This is a genomic window from Atlantibacter hermannii (genome assembly GCF_009907385.1).
Lineage (GTDB): Bacteria > Pseudomonadota > Gammaproteobacteria > Enterobacterales > Enterobacteriaceae > Atlantibacter > Atlantibacter hermannii_A.
Genome location: NZ_JAAATR010000005.1, coordinates 73,165 through 89,862 on the forward strand (window position 1 = coordinate 73,165; position 16,698 = coordinate 89,862).

Annotated in this window: 17 protein-coding genes; 11 read left to right on the top strand and 6 right to left on the bottom strand. The window is 58.0% G+C overall.

The genetic code is table 11. From position 1 onward, the window contains the following. The first annotated feature begins 205 nt into the window (after positions 1 to 205). Positions 206 to 472 carry a DksA/TraR family C4-type zinc finger protein gene (locus GV764_RS02165; protein ID WP_161658875.1) on the top strand — a complete coding sequence of 89 codons (267 nt, stop codon included), beginning with the start codon at positions 206 to 208 and terminating at the stop codon, positions 470 to 472. On the opposite strand, the gene GV764_RS02170 is transcribed toward GV764_RS02165, so the two are convergent. Then, positions 469 to 1,623: a sensor domain-containing diguanylate cyclase gene (locus tag GV764_RS02170; protein WP_161658876.1), complete on the bottom strand. Its 1,155-nt coding sequence runs from the start codon at positions 1,621 to 1,623 to the stop codon at positions 469 to 471. The two genes, GV764_RS02165 and GV764_RS02170, sit on opposite strands and share 4 nt — an antisense overlap. Before the next feature lie 184 nt (positions 1,624 to 1,807). On the opposite strand from GV764_RS02170, the gene zntB reads away from it, so the two are divergent. Both zntB and ynaL read left to right on the top strand, forming a co-directional pair. Next, positions 1,808 to 2,791, top strand: coding sequence for a zinc transporter ZntB (gene zntB, locus GV764_RS02175; RefSeq protein WP_161658877.1), 984 nt, complete (start codon positions 1,808 to 1,810; stop codon positions 2,789 to 2,791). 275 nt (positions 2,792 to 3,066) lie between these two features. After that, positions 3,067 to 3,198, top strand: coding sequence for a proline-rich small protein YnaL (gene ynaL, locus GV764_RS22215; RefSeq protein WP_269090130.1), 132 nt, complete (start codon positions 3,067 to 3,069; stop codon positions 3,196 to 3,198). Positions 3,199 to 3,229: 31 nt separating this feature from the next. On the opposite strand, the gene ttcA is transcribed toward ynaL, so the two are convergent. After that, complete coding sequence (ttcA, locus tag GV764_RS02180; RefSeq protein ID WP_161658878.1) at positions 3,230 to 4,165, bottom strand: tRNA 2-thiocytidine(32) synthetase TtcA; 936 nt, start codon at positions 4,163 to 4,165, stop codon at positions 3,230 to 3,232. Between the two features lie 272 nt (positions 4,166 to 4,437). Here ttcA and GV764_RS02185 point away from each other — a divergent pair, with 272 nt between their 5' ends. From GV764_RS02185 to dbpA, 4 genes are all read left to right on the top strand, one after another. Then, complete coding sequence (locus tag GV764_RS02185) at positions 4,438 to 4,764, top strand: four-helix bundle copper-binding protein (RefSeq protein ID WP_161658879.1); 327 nt, start codon at positions 4,438 to 4,440, stop codon at positions 4,762 to 4,764. Positions 4,765 to 4,893: 129 nt separating this feature from the next. Beyond that, on the top strand, positions 4,894 to 5,199 hold the full coding sequence (locus GV764_RS02190) for a DUF4156 domain-containing protein (protein ID WP_161658880.1): 306 nt from the start codon (positions 4,894 to 4,896) through the stop codon (positions 5,197 to 5,199). Positions 5,200 to 5,259: 60 nt separating this feature from the next. Further along, positions 5,260 to 5,457, top strand: a complete 198-nt coding sequence (locus GV764_RS02195; protein WP_161658881.1) for a hypothetical protein — start codon at positions 5,260 to 5,262, stop codon at positions 5,455 to 5,457. 102 nt (positions 5,458 to 5,559) lie between these two features. Further along, positions 5,560 to 6,933 carry an ATP-dependent RNA helicase DbpA gene (gene dbpA / locus GV764_RS02200; RefSeq protein WP_161658882.1) on the top strand — a complete coding sequence of 458 codons (1,374 nt, stop codon included), beginning with the start codon at positions 5,560 to 5,562 and terminating at the stop codon, positions 6,931 to 6,933. Between the two features lie 58 nt (positions 6,934 to 6,991). Here the strand turns inward: dbpA and nifJ are convergent, their stop codons facing one another. Continuing rightward, entirely contained in the window at positions 6,992 to 10,522 is a 3,531-nt protein-coding gene (nifJ, locus tag GV764_RS02205) for a pyruvate:ferredoxin (flavodoxin) oxidoreductase (RefSeq protein ID WP_161658883.1), read from the bottom strand. A gap of 263 nt (positions 10,523 to 10,785) precedes the next feature. Here nifJ and GV764_RS02210 point away from each other — a divergent pair, with 263 nt between their 5' ends. Then, positions 10,786 to 11,052: a putative hemolysin gene (locus tag GV764_RS02210; RefSeq protein ID WP_161658884.1), complete on the top strand. Its 267-nt coding sequence runs from the start codon at positions 10,786 to 10,788 to the stop codon at positions 11,050 to 11,052. Here the strand turns inward: GV764_RS02210 and hslJ are convergent. Together hslJ and GV764_RS02220 are read right to left on the bottom strand one after the other, a co-directional pair. Then, on the bottom strand, positions 11,049 to 11,471 hold the full coding sequence (hslJ, locus tag GV764_RS02215; protein ID WP_161658885.1) for a heat shock protein HslJ: 423 nt from the start codon (positions 11,469 to 11,471) through the stop codon (positions 11,049 to 11,051). The genes GV764_RS02210 and hslJ overlap by 4 nt on opposite strands. Positions 11,472 to 11,562: 91 nt before the next feature. After that, the gene (locus tag GV764_RS02220) at positions 11,563 to 12,552 is read right to left on the bottom strand and encodes a 2-hydroxyacid dehydrogenase (protein WP_161658886.1); all 990 of its coding nucleotides are present in this window, start codon (positions 12,550 to 12,552) and stop codon (positions 11,563 to 11,565) included. Positions 12,553 to 12,764: 212 nt separating this feature from the next. Here GV764_RS02220 and GV764_RS02225 point away from each other — a divergent pair, with 212 nt between their 5' ends. The 3 genes from GV764_RS02225 to GV764_RS02235 all read left to right on the top strand — a co-directional run bounded on the left by GV764_RS02225 (position 12,765) and on the right by GV764_RS02235 (position 16,020). Then, positions 12,765 to 15,404, top strand: a complete 2,640-nt coding sequence (locus GV764_RS02225; protein WP_161658887.1) for a YdbH family protein — start codon at positions 12,765 to 12,767, stop codon at positions 15,402 to 15,404. Beyond that, positions 15,401 to 15,613 carry a YnbE family lipoprotein gene (locus GV764_RS02230; protein ID WP_161658888.1) on the top strand — a complete coding sequence of 71 codons (213 nt, stop codon included), beginning with the start codon at positions 15,401 to 15,403 and terminating at the stop codon, positions 15,611 to 15,613. Before GV764_RS02225 ends, GV764_RS02230 begins: the two co-directional genes overlap by 4 nt. Before the next feature lie 77 nt (positions 15,614 to 15,690). Then, entirely contained in the window at positions 15,691 to 16,020 is a 330-nt protein-coding gene (locus GV764_RS02235; RefSeq protein ID WP_161658889.1) for a hypothetical protein, read from the top strand. Positions 16,021 to 16,072: 52 nt separating this feature from the next. Here the strand turns inward: GV764_RS02235 and azoR are convergent, their stop codons facing one another. Next, entirely contained in the window at positions 16,073 to 16,678 is a 606-nt protein-coding gene (gene azoR, locus GV764_RS02240) for an FMN-dependent NADH-azoreductase (protein WP_161658890.1), read from the bottom strand. Positions 16,679 to 16,698 lie beyond the last annotated feature (20 nt).

The window sequence follows — 16,698 nt, forward strand, 5'->3', positions numbered from 1 at the left end:
GGCAGAGGGAGTGCGCTGATGCTTTCAGCCCATGCCTGAAGTCAAATTTCTGAAACCCGATATACTTACTGGACGACAGGTCGGCAGGGAAAATCGACACGTGGCGGCTTGAGCGGTCATGGCATGACCGGTTTTTGCCGGTGTTTTTTATCCCCAGCCGACCCCTGTAACACAACGATTAAGCGTTACGCTTGAGGAGGCGGTGATGGCATCGGGTTGGGCTAATGATGATGCGGTTCAACAGCAGATAGACAGTACCATTGAAGATGCGATTTCGCGCGCGCGCCAGGATTTAACCTCGGGAGAAAGCCTGACGCACTGCGAAGAGTGCGGCGAGCCGATCCCTGAAGCCCGGCAGAAGGCGGTGCCCGGCGTTCGGCTGTGCATCAATTGCCAACAAAAGGCGGATGCGGATAAGCAACGCTTCTCGGGCTACAACCGCCGGGGCTCTAAAGACAGCCAGTTGCGTTAGCCGGTGCCGCGAACAACATCGTATTCATTCCAGCGATTACGCCCGCTCTCTTTGGCCTGGTAGAGCGCCGCGTCGGCCTGAGCAATAAATACCGTACCTGACATATTGGGCTTCCAGACAGATATCCCCTGGCTTACCGTCACGTGCTGATTAACCGGCGAGGCGGCATGTTCGATCGCCAGGTTTTCCAGCCGCCACGCCAGCCGACGCGCCACGCGGTGTGCCGCCTCGCTGCCGCCGCCGGGCAACAGAATGGCAAATTCCTCGCCCCCCAGACGCGCCACGCTGTCGCCCCGTTTGCGTACCGCGCTTTTGAGTTGATGCGCCACTTCTTTCAGGCAGATATCTCCCGCCTGATGGCCGTAGTGGTCGTTGAAGCGTTTAAAGTGATCGACGTCGACCATAATCATCGCCAGTTCGCCGCCGGTTTGCGTGGCGTCATGGATGGCATTATCCAGTTGTTGTTGGAAATTGCGCCGGTTAGCGATGCCGGTCAGGGGATCGTAGCTTGCCAGGGTTTCCAGTTGCTTAATCAAATCCCGCTTTTCCTGGCCGCGCCGCAGCGCCAGGAGAAACCAGTTGTTTAGCATCCGGCGGCCTGACTCCAGCAGCGCGGCCAGCAGCAGCCACAGTACCGCATTCAGCGCGGTGGGGCTTTGTTGGTAAACAAAGGCGCTCACCAGAATCGATAGCCAGATGGGCACAATAAAGGTGAGCAGTACCCGTGCATCGAAATAGAGCGAAATCAGGGCGGTGAACAGCAGCAGCGCCGCCAGCGGAAAAATGACCCGCATATCCCCGCTGGCGATGAACACATAGAAAGAGACAGCCCAGGTCAGGCTTAAAAATAACACCGTGCCTTTAGCCAACTGGCTCAACCAGACCGCTTCCCGGTCGGGTGCCATGCGTAAGATAAACAGCACGCTGGACGAGGCGGCGAGCACCAGCACCATTGCGCTTTCCAGCACATGGTGAGGGTGGTGCATCACGGCGGCCAGATATTCCGGCGAAAAGTAGTTACGGCCCAGTATAAACAGCGAAAATAAGATGTTTACCCACAAAAACCAGCTTGCGCTGACGGTAATCGCCTGGCGGCGCATTTCCGCAGTATGAAGGTCAAAATTAAGGCAGCGTGGCTGTTTATCAGTCACTCAAAGCTCCTGGTAAAAAGGAAAATAAAAGAATTTATTTCATTGGATTAGGCGATTTTTATCGCATATGTTAACCGTTTGCTTTCGTTCTGAGCAAACGGTATGACAACGCCGGGCAGCCTCTTGCCAGCCAGAGGCAGGAGGCTAGACTGACACCATTGCCCGGTCAACTCAGGAGGCTTACGTGCAGGCGATAAAGGGATCGGAACTGAATGTACCGGATGCGGTATTCGCATGGATACTGGATGGAAAAGGCGGGGTCAAACCGCTCGATAACGACGACATCATCGATAAAGCGCATCCTTGCTGGCTGCATCTCAACTATACCCATTCCGAAAGCGCGCAATGGCTGGCGACCACGCCGCTGCTGCCGAATACCGTGCGCGATGCCCTGGCGGGGGAAAGCACACGCCCGCGCGTGACACGCATGGGCGACGGTACGCTCATCACGTTGCGCTGCATTAACGGCAGCACCGATGAGCGCCCGGATCAGCTGGTGGCGATGCGGCTGTACATGGATGAGCGGCTGATTGTTTCCACCCGGCAGCGCAAAGTGCTGGCGCTGGACGACGTAGTTCAGGATCTTAACGACGGCACCGGCCCGACAGACGGCGGCAGCTGGCTGGTGGACATCTGCGACGCGCTAACCGACCACGCCAGCGAATTTATTGAAGAGCTGCACGATAAGATCATCGATCTGGAAGATAATCTGCTGGATCAGCAGATCCCGCCGCGCGGCTTTCTGGCGCTGTTACGCAAACAATTAATTGTGATGCGCCGCTATATGGCGCCGCAGCGCGACGTGTATGCCCGGCTGGCCAGCGAGCGTTTGCCGTGGATGACCGACGATCATCGCCGCAGAATGCAGGACATCGCCGACCGGCTGGGGCGCGGGCTGGATGAAATCGACGCCTGTATTTCGCGTACTGCCATCATGGCCGATGAAATCGCCCAGGTGATGCAGGAATCGCTGGCGCGCCGCACCTATACCATGTCGCTGATGGCGATGGTGTTTTTGCCCAGCACCTTCTTAACCGGTTTGTTCGGCGTGAACCTGGGCGGTATTCCCGGCGGAGACTGGCGGTTAGGTTTTAGTCTGTTTTGCCTGATGTTAGTGGTGCTGATTGGCGGTGTTACCTGGTGGTTGCATCGCAGTAAATGGCTGTAAAAATTCACATTTTTAACAATATTGGAACCTTTTAAAGCGTTTCTTATTGAGCGAAGTCAATAAAAAAAACGGCTACTGCGGGCAGAATCTCTCCTGCAGGTGAATGCAACGTCAAGCGATGGGCGTTGCGCTCCATATTGTCTTACTTCCTTTTTTGAATTACTGCATAGCACAATTTAATTCGTACGACGCCGACTCTAAACAGTCGGCTTTTTTTTTGCCAGCCGGAAAGGGGCATCTACGCTTAAGAAGTACAGCCACTTCCGGAGGTAAAGATGATCACTACCCTGAGCGACCCGGTTCCCACCGATCCCGTTCCGGTGCCGGACCCGATTCCGCGCCCTCAGCCCATCACTGAACCCACGCCCGATCCGGGCCCAATCCTGGCCGCGCCGCCACAGCGCTAAAAAAACGCCCTCGTAACAGAGGGCGATGTGCTTATTTGACTTCGACGATATCCAGTCGGTTACTGATAGCCTGCTGTTCATCCTCTTCCGGCTGCCAGCCCACCGGCTGCATCGGAATGTCATCGCGATCGAACGCCAGGTCGCCGCCGTCCACCACGTCGCTGCCGTGGGTGATGGCTTTAAAATCAAACAGGCTGGTATCGCTCAGGTGCGACGGCACCACGTTTTGCATGGCGCTGAACATGGTCTCAATGCGCCCCGGGTAGCGTTTATCCCAGTCGCGCAGCATATCGGCGATCACCTGGCGCTGCAGGTTAGGCTGCGAGCCGCACAGATTGCACGGAATAATCGGATAGGCTTTCGCTTCAGCAAAGCGCTCGATGTCTTTTTCGCGGCAGTAGGCCAGCGGACGGATAACAATATGCTTGCCGTCATCGCTCATCAGCTTCGGCGGCATACCTTTCATCTTCCCGCCGTAAAACATATTCAGGAACAGGGTTTGCAGGATGTCGTCACGGTGATGGCCGAGCGCGATTTTGGTGGCACCCAGTTCGGTGGCGGTACGGTACAAAATGCCGCGGCGCAGGCGGGAGCAGAGCGAGCAGGTGGTTTTACCCTCCGGGATTTTATCTTTAACGATCCCGTAGGTGTTTTCTTCGACGATTTTGTACTCAACGCCGATGCTTTCCAGATATTCCGGCAGCACGTGCTCCGGGAAGCCCGGCTGCTTCTGGTCGAGGTTGACCGCCACCAGGCTAAAGCTAATCGGCGCGCTTTGTTGCAGATTGCGCAAAATCTCCAGCATGGTGTAGCTGTCTTTGCCGCCTGAAAGGCAAACCATGATCCGGTCGCCGTCTTCGATCATATTAAAATCGGCAATGGCTTCGCCGACGTTGCGGCGCAGGCGCTTCTGGAGTTTGTTCAAATTGTATTGCGTTTTTTTATCAATCTGCTGGTTATCTTGCATAGTTGGCGTGACCGGTTGATTCAGGGACGATACGGAGTGCCTCCGTATCCGTTGCGTCAGAGCATCGCGTTGCGTGGCGTGTATGGTACGGATTACGACGACGATTGCCAGCAGGATTTCGCTTCAGGCCGGCCAGAAAAGAGAATGACTTATGCGATGAGGCAAGGTATTCGCATTTTTTTAGAACGAATTTAACTTAAATCAGGCAATTTTGGCATAACCGCAGATTGTGTGCAGACTTAACAGTCCCTAACCCAGAACAGGAGAGAAGCATGCAACACGATCTGAAAGCCTGTATCACCGCCTGTTACCAGTGCGCTGAAGCCTGCGACCACTGCGCGGCGTCCTGCCTGCAGGAGCCCGATATCGACATGATGCGCGGCTGCATTGGTCTGGATATGCAGTGCGCGGCGATTTGCCGCCTGGCCGCGCAGTTTATGACCCTCAATAGCGAACATGCGCGCCAGCTTTGCCAGGTGTGCGCCGACGTATGCCAGGCCTGCGCTGAAGAGTGCGGTCAGCATCAGCACGACCATTGCCAGCACTGCGCACAGGCCTGCCGCCAGTGCGCCGAGGCATGCAGAAGCATGGCGGCATAACGCGCGACGATCCGCGCAGGGCGCGCAGCATTGCGCGCCATTCGGTTATTTCTTCCCCTGTTACCTTTCGTTTAAGTATTCACGCCGTTTATAAATTATGCTGCGCGCAAATCAACCAGAGGTGACATGATGAAAAAATTACTCGCCGCGCTTGGATTCATTAGCCTTGCAGGATGCGCAACGGTCAACCCGCAGGCGGACCAGGTCGGTATTATCAAAGGCAACAGCGCTTTTTCCTCGCAGTGCCAGTTTGTCGGCAACGTGGTGTCGCACCGTAATCCGATGGCTTTCCTGGATATGGCGGAATACGAGCAGCAGGTGAAAAACGACCTGCAAATGGAAGCGCTAAAACTGGGCGCGGATTCGGTGGTGTTGCAAACCCTCGATGAGCGCGGCGGCACGGGCAGCGCGCTGAAGTGCGCGAAAACCAGCTGAATAACCTCGCTTTTCCCCCATCGTCTACACTTAACGTACGACAGCTGATGGGAGAAAACGATGTCTGATAAAACTAATGATGAGCGCAATAAAGAAGGTGAAGTCAGCAAAGGGCTGCCTGAGGTCGCGCCGAATGCGGGTAACGCCTATGAAGAGGATGAGCGTCAGGTGAAAGACGCGCCCAATAAGCAGGGGGAAATCCCCCGCAAGCGCGACGACAGCGAAGACGATGAAAAAGACCCGTTTAAAGCGCAATAACCTTCAGGCCCGATTATCGGGCCTGATTGTTTTTGACGGCGAAATGACCGCGCCGCGCGAATCTGCTAGCATAGCGGCCCGCCTGACTTCAGAGAGATGACCGTGACTGCTTTTTCAACCTTAAACGCTTTGCCTGCCGAACTGCTCGCCAACCTTAACGAGCTGGGCTACCACACCATGACCCCGGTCCAGGCGGCGGCGTTACCGGCCATTCTCGCGGGAAAAGACGTGCGCGCCCAGGCCAAAACCGGCAGCGGCAAAACGGCGGCGTTTGGGCTGGGCCTGCTCCAGCATATCGACGCCAGCCAGTTTATTACCCAGTCGCTGGTGCTGTGCCCAACCCGCGAGTTGGCGGATCAGGTGGCGAAAGAGCTGCGCCGCCTGGCGCGCTATCTGCCGAACATCAAAGTGCTGACGCTGTGCGGCGGCCAGCCGTTCGGGGCGCAGCGCGATTCGTTACAACATGCTCCGCATATCATTGTCGCCACGCCGGGGCGTTTGCTCGATCATCTGGAAAAGGGCACCGTATCGCTGGACGCGCTCAAAACTCTGGTGCTCGATGAAGCCGATCGCATGCTCGATATGGGTTTCAGCGATGCCATTGACGAAGTGATCCGCCATGCGCCAGCGCAGCGCCAGACGCTGTTGTTCTCTGCCACCTGGCCGGAATCCATCGCCGCCATCAGCAACCGCGTACAGCGCAACGCCGGGCACATCGAAATCGACAGCGTGGACGAACTGCCCGCCATCGAACAGCAGTTTTACGAAGCCTCGCGTCGGCAGAAAATCCCGCTGCTGTTAAGCCTGCTGAGCAAGCATCAGCCCGCCTCCTGCGTGGTGTTTTGCAATACCAAAAAAGACTGTCAGGAAGTGTGCGACGCGCTCAATGAGCACAGCCAGAGCGCGCTGGCGCTGCATGGCGATATGGAACAGCGCGACCGCGATCAAACGCTGGTGCGCTTCGCCAACGGCAGCAGCCGGGTGCTGGTGGCCACCGACGTCGCCGCGCGCGGGCTGGATATCAAGTCGCTGGAGATGGTGATCAACTATGAACTCTCCTGGGATCCTGAAGTCCACGTCCACCGCATTGGCCGTACCGCCCGTGCCGGGCAGAGCGGTCTGGCGGTGAGCCTGTGCGCGCCGGAAGAGGCGCAGCGCGCGGCCATTCTGTCCGAAATGCTGGGCCTGTCGCTGGACTGGCGCGAGCCGGTGATCGGCAATAATATCAAACCGCTGGAAGCCGAAATGGCGACGCTGTGCATCGACGGTGGGAAAAAAGCCAAAATGCGTCCGGGAGATATTCTCGGCGCGCTCACCGGCGATATGGGGCTGGACGGCGCGGACATCGGCAAAATCGACATGCATCCGATGCACGCCTACGTGGCGGTGCGCCAGTCGGTAGCCCGTCACGCCTGGAAGCAGCTCCAGCAGGGGAAAATCAAAGGCAAGTCCTGCAAAGTGCGCCTGCTGAAATAACCTTTGGCCGATAAAAAATCCCCGCTCAAACGCGGGGATTTTTGTTTATAAAGCCTGCTTACTCGCTGCTGGCTTTCTCGGCTTTTCCGGCCATCTGCGCCAGGAAGTCATAGCGTTTTTGCAGATCCGCCGTGGCATCCTTCCACAACTGTTCCGCCACCTCCGGCTGCTGCGAATTGAGCCTGCGGAAGCGTTGCTCGTTGAGCAGCGTTTCGGCCAGCGCGTCTGACGGCGGACGCGAATCCAGCGCCAGCGGCAGTTTACCCTCATCGGCGCGACGCGGATCGAAGCGGTACAGCGGCCAGAAGCCGGTCGCCGTGAGCTGGCGCATCTGATCGTGGCTGAGCGCCAGATCGTAGCCGTGCTCTTCGCAGGGGCTGTAGGCGATAATCAGCGACGGCCCCGGATAGGCCTCCGCTTCCTGAATCGCTTTCACCGTCTGGTTAAGCTGCGCGCCCAGCGAAATCTGCGCCACGTAGACGTGCCCGTACATCATCATGCTGACGCCGAGATCTTTACGCGCTTTACGCTTGCCGTGCTCGCCAAATTTGGTCACCGCGCCGAGCGGGGTGGCTTTCGACGCCTGGCCGCCGGTATTGGAATAACACTGGGTATCCAGCACCAGAATATTGACGTTCTCGGTCAGGCTCAGCACGTGGTCGAGCCCCCCGAAGCCGATATCGTAGGCCCAACCGTCGCCGCCAATCAGCCAGATGGATTTTTCCACCAGCGCGTCGGCGTCGGTCAACAGCTGGCGCGCTCCGGCGCTGGTTTCCCCGGCAAGATGCTGGCGCAACCGGGCGACCTGCTCACGGCGCACCTCCGGCGTGGCCCCGGCGCGCAGCTGCGCGTTGAGCTCCGCCGGGATCTTATCGGCAAACTGTTCCAGCAGGCGCATCACGCGGGCCCGGTGTTGATCCACGGTTAAGCGGAAACCGAGGCCGAATTCGGCATTATCTTCAAACAGCGAGTTGGCCCAGGCCGGGCCGCGCCCGTTGGCGTCGGTGGTATACGGCGTGGAGGGTAGATTGCCGCCGTAAATCGACGAGCAGCCGGTGGCGTTGGCAATCAGCAACCGGTCGCCGTACAGCTGGGTCAGCAGCTTGATATACGGCGTTTCGCCGCAGCCGGAACAGGCGCCGGAGTATTCAAACAGCGGGGTGATCAGCTGCGAGGTACGAATATCGATGCGTTCCAGTTTGCTGCGGTCAATTTCCGGCAGATCGAGGAAGAAATCGTAATTCGCTTTCTCTTCTTCCACATGCTCAAGGCGCGACATCATATTGATGGCCTTGATTTCCGGGTTCTGGCGATCTTTCGCCGGGCAGACTTCCACGCACAGGTTACAACCGGTGCAGTCTTCCGGCGCGACCTGTAAAACATATTTCTGGCCGCGCATATCGCGGGATTTCACGTCCAGCGATTGCAGGGCCTCCGGCGCGTTTTCCATGTCCTCGGGGGAGACCACTTTGGCGCGGATCGCCGAGTGCGGGCAGGCGGCGACGCAGTGGTTACACTGGGTACACAGCTCGGGTTTCCAGATCGGAATTTCTTCGGCGATATTGCGTTTTTCCCAGCGGGTGGTGCCCACCGGCCAGGTGCCGTCCGGCGGCAGGGCAGAAACCGGTAGCGCGTCGCCGAGGCCCGCCAGCATCGCGGCAGTCACGGTTTTGACGAAATCCGGCGCGGCATCGGAAACCACCGGCGGACGGCTGGCGCTCTGGCTGTTCACCGGCTGCAATGGCACCGCAGAAATCGATTCCCGCGCCAGCGCCAGCGCCTGCCAGTTACGCTCCACCAGCTCCTGGCCTTTACTGCTGTAGCTTTTGGCGATCGCGCCCTGTAGCTGTTGCAGGGCGCTGTCGCCCGGCAGAATCTGGGTCAGATGGAAAAACGCCATCTGCATCACCGTATTGATACGCGCGCCCAACTGGCATTCGCGGGCGATTTTCTGGGCATTGATAATGTAGAACCGCGCCTGTTTCTGGTTCAGCACCGCCTGCACATCCTGCGGCAGACGATCCCACGCCTCTTCAGCGCTGTACGGCGTGTTGAGCAGGAAGATCCCGCCGGGTTTCAGCCGTTCGGCCATCTGGTATTTATCGATAAACTGCAACTGGTGGCAGCCGACGAAATCGGCTTTATCCACCAGATAGGCGGAATTAATCGGTTTTTCACTGACGCGCAGGTGGGAAACCGTCAGGCCGCCGGCCTTTTTGGAGTCATAGACAAAATAGCCCTGGGCGTACCACGGCGTGGCGTTACCGATAATTTTGATATTGTTTTTGGTGGCCGACACGCTTCCGTCGCTGCCCAGACCGTAGAACAGCGCTTCCAGTTTGGCGCGAGACGGCAGGGTGTTTTCCGGCAGCGGCAGCGAGAGATGGGTGACGTCGTCATAAATCCCCACCGTAAAGCGCGATTTCGGCTTTGCCTGGCGCAGCTCTTCAAAGACGGCCAGCGCGCAGTCCGGCCCGAATTCTTTCGATGACAGGCCATAACGGCCGCCAGTCACGCGCGGCAGCGTTTCGCGTTCGCCGCGGCTGAAGGCTTCCGCCAGGGTGGTCATCACGTCGAGATACAGCGGCTCCGCCAGCGCGCCGGGCTCTTTGGTGCGATCCAGCACGGCGACATGACGCACGCTTTGCGGCAGCGCATCCAGCATCTGGCTGGCGTTGAACGGGCGGAACAGCCGAACTTTCAGCACGCCGACTTTCTCGCCGCGCGTCAGCAGTTCGTCCACCACTTCTTCACAGGTGCCAATCGCGGAGCCCATCAGCACGATAACGCGATCCGCTTCAGGGTGTCCGTAATAGTCAAAGGGCCGGTACTGGCGGCCGGTTGCCGCCGCGAAGTCGTCCATCGCCTGCTGAACGTGGTCGTACACCGCGTCGTACCACGGGTTGGTGGCTTCCCGGGACTGGAAGTACGTATCCGGGTTGGCGGAGGTGCCGCGGATCACCGGATGTTCCGGGTTCAGCGCTCTTGCGCGGTGGGCGTCAATTTCTTCTTGCGGTAGCAGGCTTAACAGCGTTTCGTTAGAGAGCGGGACGATTTTGTTGATTTCGTGGGAAGTGCGGAAACCATCAAAGAAATGAATAAACGGCACCCGGCTTTTCAGGGTGGCGATATGGGCAATCAGGGCGAAATCCTGCGCTTCCTGAACGCTGCTGGCGCACAGCATAGCGCAACCGGTCTGGCGCACCGCCATCACGTCGGAATGATCGCCGAAAATCGACAGCGCGTGGGTTGCAACGGTGCGTGCCGCCACGTGCAGCACAAACGGGGTGAGCTGCCCGGCAAGTTTATACAGGGTCGGGATCATCAGTAACAATCCCTGCGAAGACGTGAACGACGTTGACAGCGCGCCGGTTTGCAGCGCGCCGTGTACCGTGGCGATCGCCCCGGCTTCTGACTGCATTTCCACTACGCGCGGGACATCGCCCCACACGTTTTTTACCCCATTGCCAGCCCAGTCGTCGGCCTGCTCCGCCATGGTAGAACTGGGGGTGATGGGGTAGATAGCAATCACCTCGCTGGCGCGAAACGCCACCGAGGCGACTGCGCCGTTACCGTCAATTGTGATCATTCGACACCCTTACATTGCGCAAAATGAAATAAACTCCCTCAATGTGGAGTCCTGAAATAATTCATTAAGTTTAGCAAAGCGCAATCCGGGCCATTTTCGCTTTTGTGTCCTCGATATATCTTCTGGCCGTTTCAGGCGCGAATAACCATAAAATTGCTAAAAAATGTGTCCAGACGCCGAAAGTGGCGCGGGGGCTCTCGACGTGACGGCGTTGGCTCGCCTATATTGCAGGGGTTTTGCTGTTTATTAATGAGGGGAGCGTCATGCGTGCAGCGTTTTTAGTGGGGTGTGCGGCACTGTTTTTGTCCGCGTGCAGCAACGAACCGGTTCAACAGGCAACGGCGGCGCACGTAGCGCCAGGCATGAAAGCCGCGATGTCCAGCGCCGGCGAGGCGAACTGCGCGATGGTGGGCGGCGCAGCGCTCTCAGCGCGACAGCTGGACGGTTCGTTAATCGGCATGTGTGCGCTACCGAACGGCAAACGCTGTAGCGAAGCCGCTTTAGCCTCCGGCAGCTGCGCCAGCTATTAATTGACCCAGTCGGCCTGCTTATAAACCAGGGTATGTTGCGAGTTTTGTAACGTCAGCGATTGCGGATTAACGTCTATCGTCGCGCCAGTCGTCAGCAGTTCACCGATCAGGTTATCCAGCTGGTTAAGCTCAGGCTCGGCGCACAGCATCCGGGTGGAGGCCATGCCGTCCACTTTCAGCACGTTGCCGTCCAGTTTGCCCTGGCCCATAAAGCGGTTGCACATGCTGCCCGCAACGTGCAGATTTTCGCCAAAGCTGATGTCCAGCTGGCGCTGGCTTGCGGTAAGGGGTTTACCGTCCACGCTTTCCAGCACGTAGCGGCGGTGCTCAAGGTCTTTCGAGGACAGCGCGTCGCTGGCGGATTGCGCGCAGCCGGCAAGCAGGGCGATGCCGAGTGCTAAACAAGTTAATTTCTTCATAACTCCTCCCTAAGTATTTACGCCATCAATGATTACGCGCTGAGTGTGCCACGTCATGTGCGCGTAATCATTGAGGATTGTCTTAAAAGACCTACACCAGCGCGTTCGGGCACTCGCCGCCGTTTTCCAGCTGGCGCAAATTATCCAGCGTGGTTTCAGAAATGCTGATCAGCGCTTCTTCAGTCAGGAACGCCTGATGGCCGGTAAACAGCACGTTATGGCAGGCGGACAGACGGCGAAACACGTCATCCTGGATCACGTCGTTGGACTTATCTTCAAAGAACAGATCGCGCTCGTTCTCATACACGTCCATGCCCAGCGAACCGATTTTTTGATTCTTCAGGGCGTCAATGGCGGCCTGCGAGTCAATCAACCCGCCGCGGCTGGTGTTGATGATCATCACGCCGTTTTTCATCTGATCGAACGCCGCCTGGTTTAACAGGTGGTAGTTTTCCGGCGTGAGCGGGCAGTGCAGGGAGATCACGTCCGAATGGGAGAACAGTGTCGGTAAATCGACGTATTCCACGCCGATATCCAGCGCCGCCGCGCTCGGGTACGGATCAAACGCCAGCAGGCGCATCCCGAAGCCTTTTAAAATGCGCAGCGTGGCGACGCCGATTTTCCCGGTGCCGATAATCCCGGCGGTTTTACCGTGCATGGTAAAACCGGTTAACCCTTCCAGGGAGAAGTTGGCATCACGGGTGCGCTGATAGGCGCGATGAATGCGACGGTTAAGGCACATCATCATGCCGATAGCGTGTTCGGCAACGGCTTCCGGGGAATAGGCCGGGACGCGCACCACGCGCAACCCCAGCTCTTTGGCGGCGTCTAAATCAACGTTGTTAAACCCGGCGCAGCGCAGGGCGATAAACTTCACGCCCTGATTTTTCAGCTCTTCAAGCACCGGGCGGCTGCCGTCATCGTTGACGAAAATGCATACGCCGTCGCAGCCGTGCGCGGTTTTCGCGGTCTTCTCAGTAAGCAGGAAGTCATAAAATTCGAGATCGTAACCATAATCCTGGTTAACATGCTGCAGATACTTCTTGTCATACTGTTTTGTGCTATACACGGCCAGTTTCATAAGACATTCTCCAGTGATTTTCTGTGATCACGTTAGCATGATTCAAATTTTCTTACAAAGTCTAAAATAGCGGATATGAAAGTCAGGGTTATCAATAATTTTAGGCCAACTACGCTTATATCAACGGCCAGGTTCACCAGAGCTTGCAAAAATGGCACAATGCGCGGGACAGCCCGTTTAAATCTCTATTAATATCAGGATATTAATCACCCATGAGGGGTAAATACCGAGCTCTTATCGCCCTTGCGCTGCTGCTGGTTCTGCTGCCGCTGGCGCTGCTGTTAACGGTGGCACACTGGTTGCCGGGGCTGGTGGGGATTTGGCTGCCGCCGGGCACCCGCATAGCGCTGGAAGAGAGCCCGCGCATAACGCGCAACAGCGTGGTGATCCCGCATCTCAGCTATCTGGCGGGGGATTGCCAGCTGGCAACAGTGACTCACGCCACGCTCAGCCATCCCAGCCGCTGGAAGCTCGACGTCGACGCGCTCGACCTGAACAGCGCCTGTTTCAACCAGCTTCCTGTCGGAGAAGAGGATCCCGCCGCGCCGCGCACCCTGGCTGAATGGCAGGCGATGCTGCCTTACAGCTGGCTGACGGTAAAAAAATTCACCTTATCGCCCTGGCAGCAGTTTGCCGGGGAATTACAGGTTGGGCTGACCCCGACGCGCCAGACCATCCGCTACCGGGGTGATGCCGTTTCTCTGGCCGCGCAGATCACCGGCCAAACCGCCACCATCACATCATTCTCCCTGCAGGCCATTGAAGGGCAGGAGCCCCTGTCGCTGGCGGGCGAAGTGACGCTGGGCCTGTTGCCGGACGGGTTGCCGACCCAGGGGCACCTCAGTACCCGCGTGCATCTGCCCGGGCCGCTGCCGCTGGCGGATGCCGAGCTGGAATGGGAGCACAATCGCGGCCAGTTGCTGATTAGCTCGCCGGACGATCCCGATCCGCTGCTCGATCTGCCCTGGAGCGTGACGGCCGATCGGCTATCTATCAGCGACGGGCGCTGGCACTGGGCGCTGGAGGGAATGCCGCTTAGCGGCCGGCTGGCTATTCATGCCGATAACTGGCAGCAGGGGCTGGATGCGGCGCTTATCAGCGGACGGCTGAACGTGGTGACCCAGGGGGCTGCCGGGAAAGGCAACGCGGTGCTCAATTTTGGCCCCGGCAAATTGAGCCTCACGGAGAGCGCCATGCCGGTGCAGCTCACCGGAGAAGCCAAACAGGATCAAATGATTTTCTACGCGATACTGCCGGGGACGCTGAGCGGCCCGCTGCTTGACCCGCAGTTGCGCTTCGCGCCGGGCGCGCTGCTGCGTTCGCGCGGGCGGGTAATCGACTCGCTGAATATTGATGAAATTCGCTGGCCGCTGGCGGGGGTGAAAGTCGCCTCGACCGGCGTGGACGGCAGGCTACAGGCTATTTTGCGCGCCCATGAACAGCAAATGGGCGATTTTGAACTGCACCTCTACGGCCAGGCGAGCGACTTTTTACCCGACAGCGGCCTGTGGCAGTGGCGCTACTGGGGAGAGGGCGGCTTTACGCCGATGCAGGCGCGCTGGGACGTGAAGGGCACTGGCGAATGGCGCGACAGCACCATCACGCTGAATACGCTCTCTACCGGATTCGATAAGCTGCAATACGGCGCGATGCGCATCAACGCGCCGCGCCTGACGATGAACACACCGGTGCGCTGGGTGCGCGACGCGGCGCATCCGCTGTTTGAAGGGGCGTTGACCCTCGACGCCGGTGAAACGTCCTTTACCGGCGGCAGCGTCCTGCCGCCGTCGCGGCTTAACTTCAGCGTTCAGGGCAGCGATCCGACGTCATTCCAGTTCAAAGGCGATCTGCATGCCGATGAGATTGGTCCGGTGCAGGTCAACGGCCGCTGGGATGGCATTCGCCTGCGCGGCCAGGCGTGGTGGCCCGCGCAGCCGCTGGCGGTGTTCCAGCCGCTGATCCCGCCTGACTGGAAAATGGCGCTGCGCGACGGCAGTTTCTACGCCCAAATTGCGTTCTCGGCAGCGGCGGAGCAGGGTTTCGAAGCGGGCGGGCACGGCGTGCTTAAGGGCGGCAGCGCCTGGATGCCGGATAACAAATTCGACGGCGTCGATTTTGTGCTGCCGTTCCGCTTCAGCGACTCGACCTGGCAACTCGGCACCCGCGGCCCGGTGAGGCTGCGGATCGGCAGCGTGGAAAACCAGGTCGTCGCGCAGCATCTCACGGCGGATCTGCAAGGCTGGTATCCGTGGAGCGAACAGCAGCCGCTGATCCTCAGCAATGTCAGCGTTGACGTGCTGGGCGGCAATATCAGTATGCAGCAGTTGCGGATGCCTCAGCGCGATGCGGCGCTGCTGCGGGTAAACAACATCTCCTCCAGCGAGCTGATTACGGCGCTTAACCCAAAACAGTTTACCCTTTCCGGGCGGGTGAACGGGGCGCTGCCGCTGTGGCTGGATAATCCGGAATGGATCATCAAAGACGGCTGGCTGACTAACCCCGGCCCGATGACGCTGCGGCTGGACAAAGATATGGCGGACGCCATCGTCAAAGACAATATGGCGGCGGGCGTCGGCATCAACTGGCTGCGCTATATGGAGATCGCCCGCTCCTGGACGCGGCTGAATCTGACCAACCTCGGGGTGCTGACGCTGCATGCTGAACTCCAGGGCACCAGCCGCATCGACGGAAAAAGTAACACCGTGAAGTTGAACTATCAGCATGAAGAGAATCTCTTTACCCTGTGGCGCAGCTTGCGGTTTGGCGACAATCTTCAGGCCTGGCTTGAACAACATGCAAGTTTGCCGGCAGCGGAGTGCAAAACCGGCGAAACCTGTGAGGAACCCCAATGAGAGTGATGTTAGCAACCGGGCTGGCGCTGCTGTTTCCGGTGCTCAGCGGCTGCACGCCGCGCATTGAGGTGGCGGCACCGAAAGAGCCGATCACCATCAATATGAACGTAAAAATCGATCACGAAATTCATATTAAAGCGGATGAAGAGGTAGAAACGCTGCTTAACAATCGCAGCGATATGTTGAAGCCTAATCGCACACAACGCTAGCGGCTACCCCTGACGGGTAGTCTCCGGCGCAGGCCTGAAATGCTACGCTGTTATTCTCATTTTGATGGAGAGCCGTCATGGAACAACACACATTTCGCCTGCCGCTGGATGGTATCGATGCGCAGGATAAACAGCAGCTTATTCAGCTTATTACGCGCCATGCGGGGATTTTCGAGCGCTTCGTGATGTCGGAATTTCCCGGCGATCGTCGTTACGCCTATCAACCGGAATCGTTTGAAATCGTCAGCCTCGATGACAAACAGTTCACTTTCCGCTGCCTGACGCACTATTTTGAACCCTGCTGCGATCGCAATATGCATGACGAGCACCAGTATACAGTGGGGTATCAACGGGACGGGGAGGCGCTGACGATCACGCTGGATGAAACGCCCTGGGAAGTGGTGTAGCCATAAAAAAAGTGGGCGCGAGGCCCACTTTTCAGGTATTCAGGATGGAAACTCAGGCTGCGACCAGGCTATCAATCGCCGCTTTGGCATCGGTTTGCGCTTTGGTCGCCACTTCCGGACCGTAGGCAATGCCTTCCGCGAACACGAAATTCACATCGGTGATGCCGATAAAGCCAAGGAACACGCTCAGGTACGGGGCAATCAGGTCGGTCGGGGTGTCTTTATGGATACCGCCACGGCTGGACAGCACAATCGCACGTTTACCGGTAATCAGACCTTCCGGGCCTTTCTCGGTATAACGGAACGTCACACCCGCGCGGGCCACCAGGTCAAAATAGTTTTTCAACTGGGTCGGGATGTTGAAATTGTACATCGGCGCCGCAATAACAATCACGTCATGGGCTTTCAGCTCGGCAATCAGTTCATCCGACAGCGCCAGCGCCTCCTGTTGACGCGGAGTCAGCGGGGCATCGCTCGGGCGCAGCGCGCCAACCAGTTCACCGTCCAGTACCGGAATGGGGTTTGCCGCCAGATCGCGCACGGTGATGTCATCCGCGCTGTGCTGCTCGCGCCACTGGTCGACAAAATAATCAGACAACTGGTTAGACTGTGAATACCCTGCCAAAATGCTTGATTTGAGAACTAATACTTTGCTCATGGGTGGTTCCTTTTATTTAG

Excerpts from the sequence above, each read along its gene's own strand:
- GV764_RS02185 (WP_161658879.1), top strand. The coding sequence starts at position 4,438 with ATGCAACACGATCTGAAAGCCTGTATCACCGCCTGTTACCAGTGCGCT.
- GV764_RS02190 (WP_161658880.1), top strand. The coding sequence starts at position 4,894 with ATGAAAAAATTACTCGCCGCGCTTGGATTCATTAGCCTTGCAGGATGC.
- GV764_RS02220 (WP_161658886.1), bottom strand. The coding sequence starts at position 12,552 with ATGAAACTGGCCGTGTATAGCACAAAACAGTATGACAAGAAGTATCTG.
- GV764_RS02210 (WP_161658884.1), top strand. The coding sequence starts at position 10,786 with ATGCGTGCAGCGTTTTTAGTGGGGTGTGCGGCACTGTTTTTGTCCGCG.
- GV764_RS02165 (WP_161658875.1), top strand. The coding sequence starts at position 206 with ATGGCATCGGGTTGGGCTAATGATGATGCGGTTCAACAGCAGATAGAC.
- hslJ (WP_161658885.1), bottom strand. The coding sequence starts at position 11,471 with ATGAAGAAATTAACTTGTTTAGCACTCGGCATCGCCCTGCTTGCCGGC.
- GV764_RS02230 (WP_161658888.1), top strand. The coding sequence starts at position 15,401 with ATGAGAGTGATGTTAGCAACCGGGCTGGCGCTGCTGTTTCCGGTGCTC.
- ttcA (WP_161658878.1), bottom strand. The coding sequence starts at position 4,165 with ATGCAAGATAACCAGCAGATTGATAAAAAAACGCAATACAATTTGAAC.
- GV764_RS02235 (WP_161658889.1), top strand. The coding sequence starts at position 15,691 with ATGGAACAACACACATTTCGCCTGCCGCTGGATGGTATCGATGCGCAG.
- GV764_RS02225 (WP_161658887.1), top strand. The coding sequence starts at position 12,765 with ATGAGGGGTAAATACCGAGCTCTTATCGCCCTTGCGCTGCTGCTGGTT.
- ynaL (WP_269090130.1), top strand. The coding sequence starts at position 3,067 with ATGATCACTACCCTGAGCGACCCGGTTCCCACCGATCCCGTTCCGGTG.
- nifJ (WP_161658883.1), bottom strand. The coding sequence starts at position 10,522 with ATGATCACAATTGACGGTAACGGCGCAGTCGCCTCGGTGGCGTTTCGC.
- azoR (WP_161658890.1), bottom strand. The coding sequence starts at position 16,678 with ATGAGCAAAGTATTAGTTCTCAAATCAAGCATTTTGGCAGGGTATTCA.
- GV764_RS02195 (WP_161658881.1), top strand. The coding sequence starts at position 5,260 with ATGTCTGATAAAACTAATGATGAGCGCAATAAAGAAGGTGAAGTCAGC.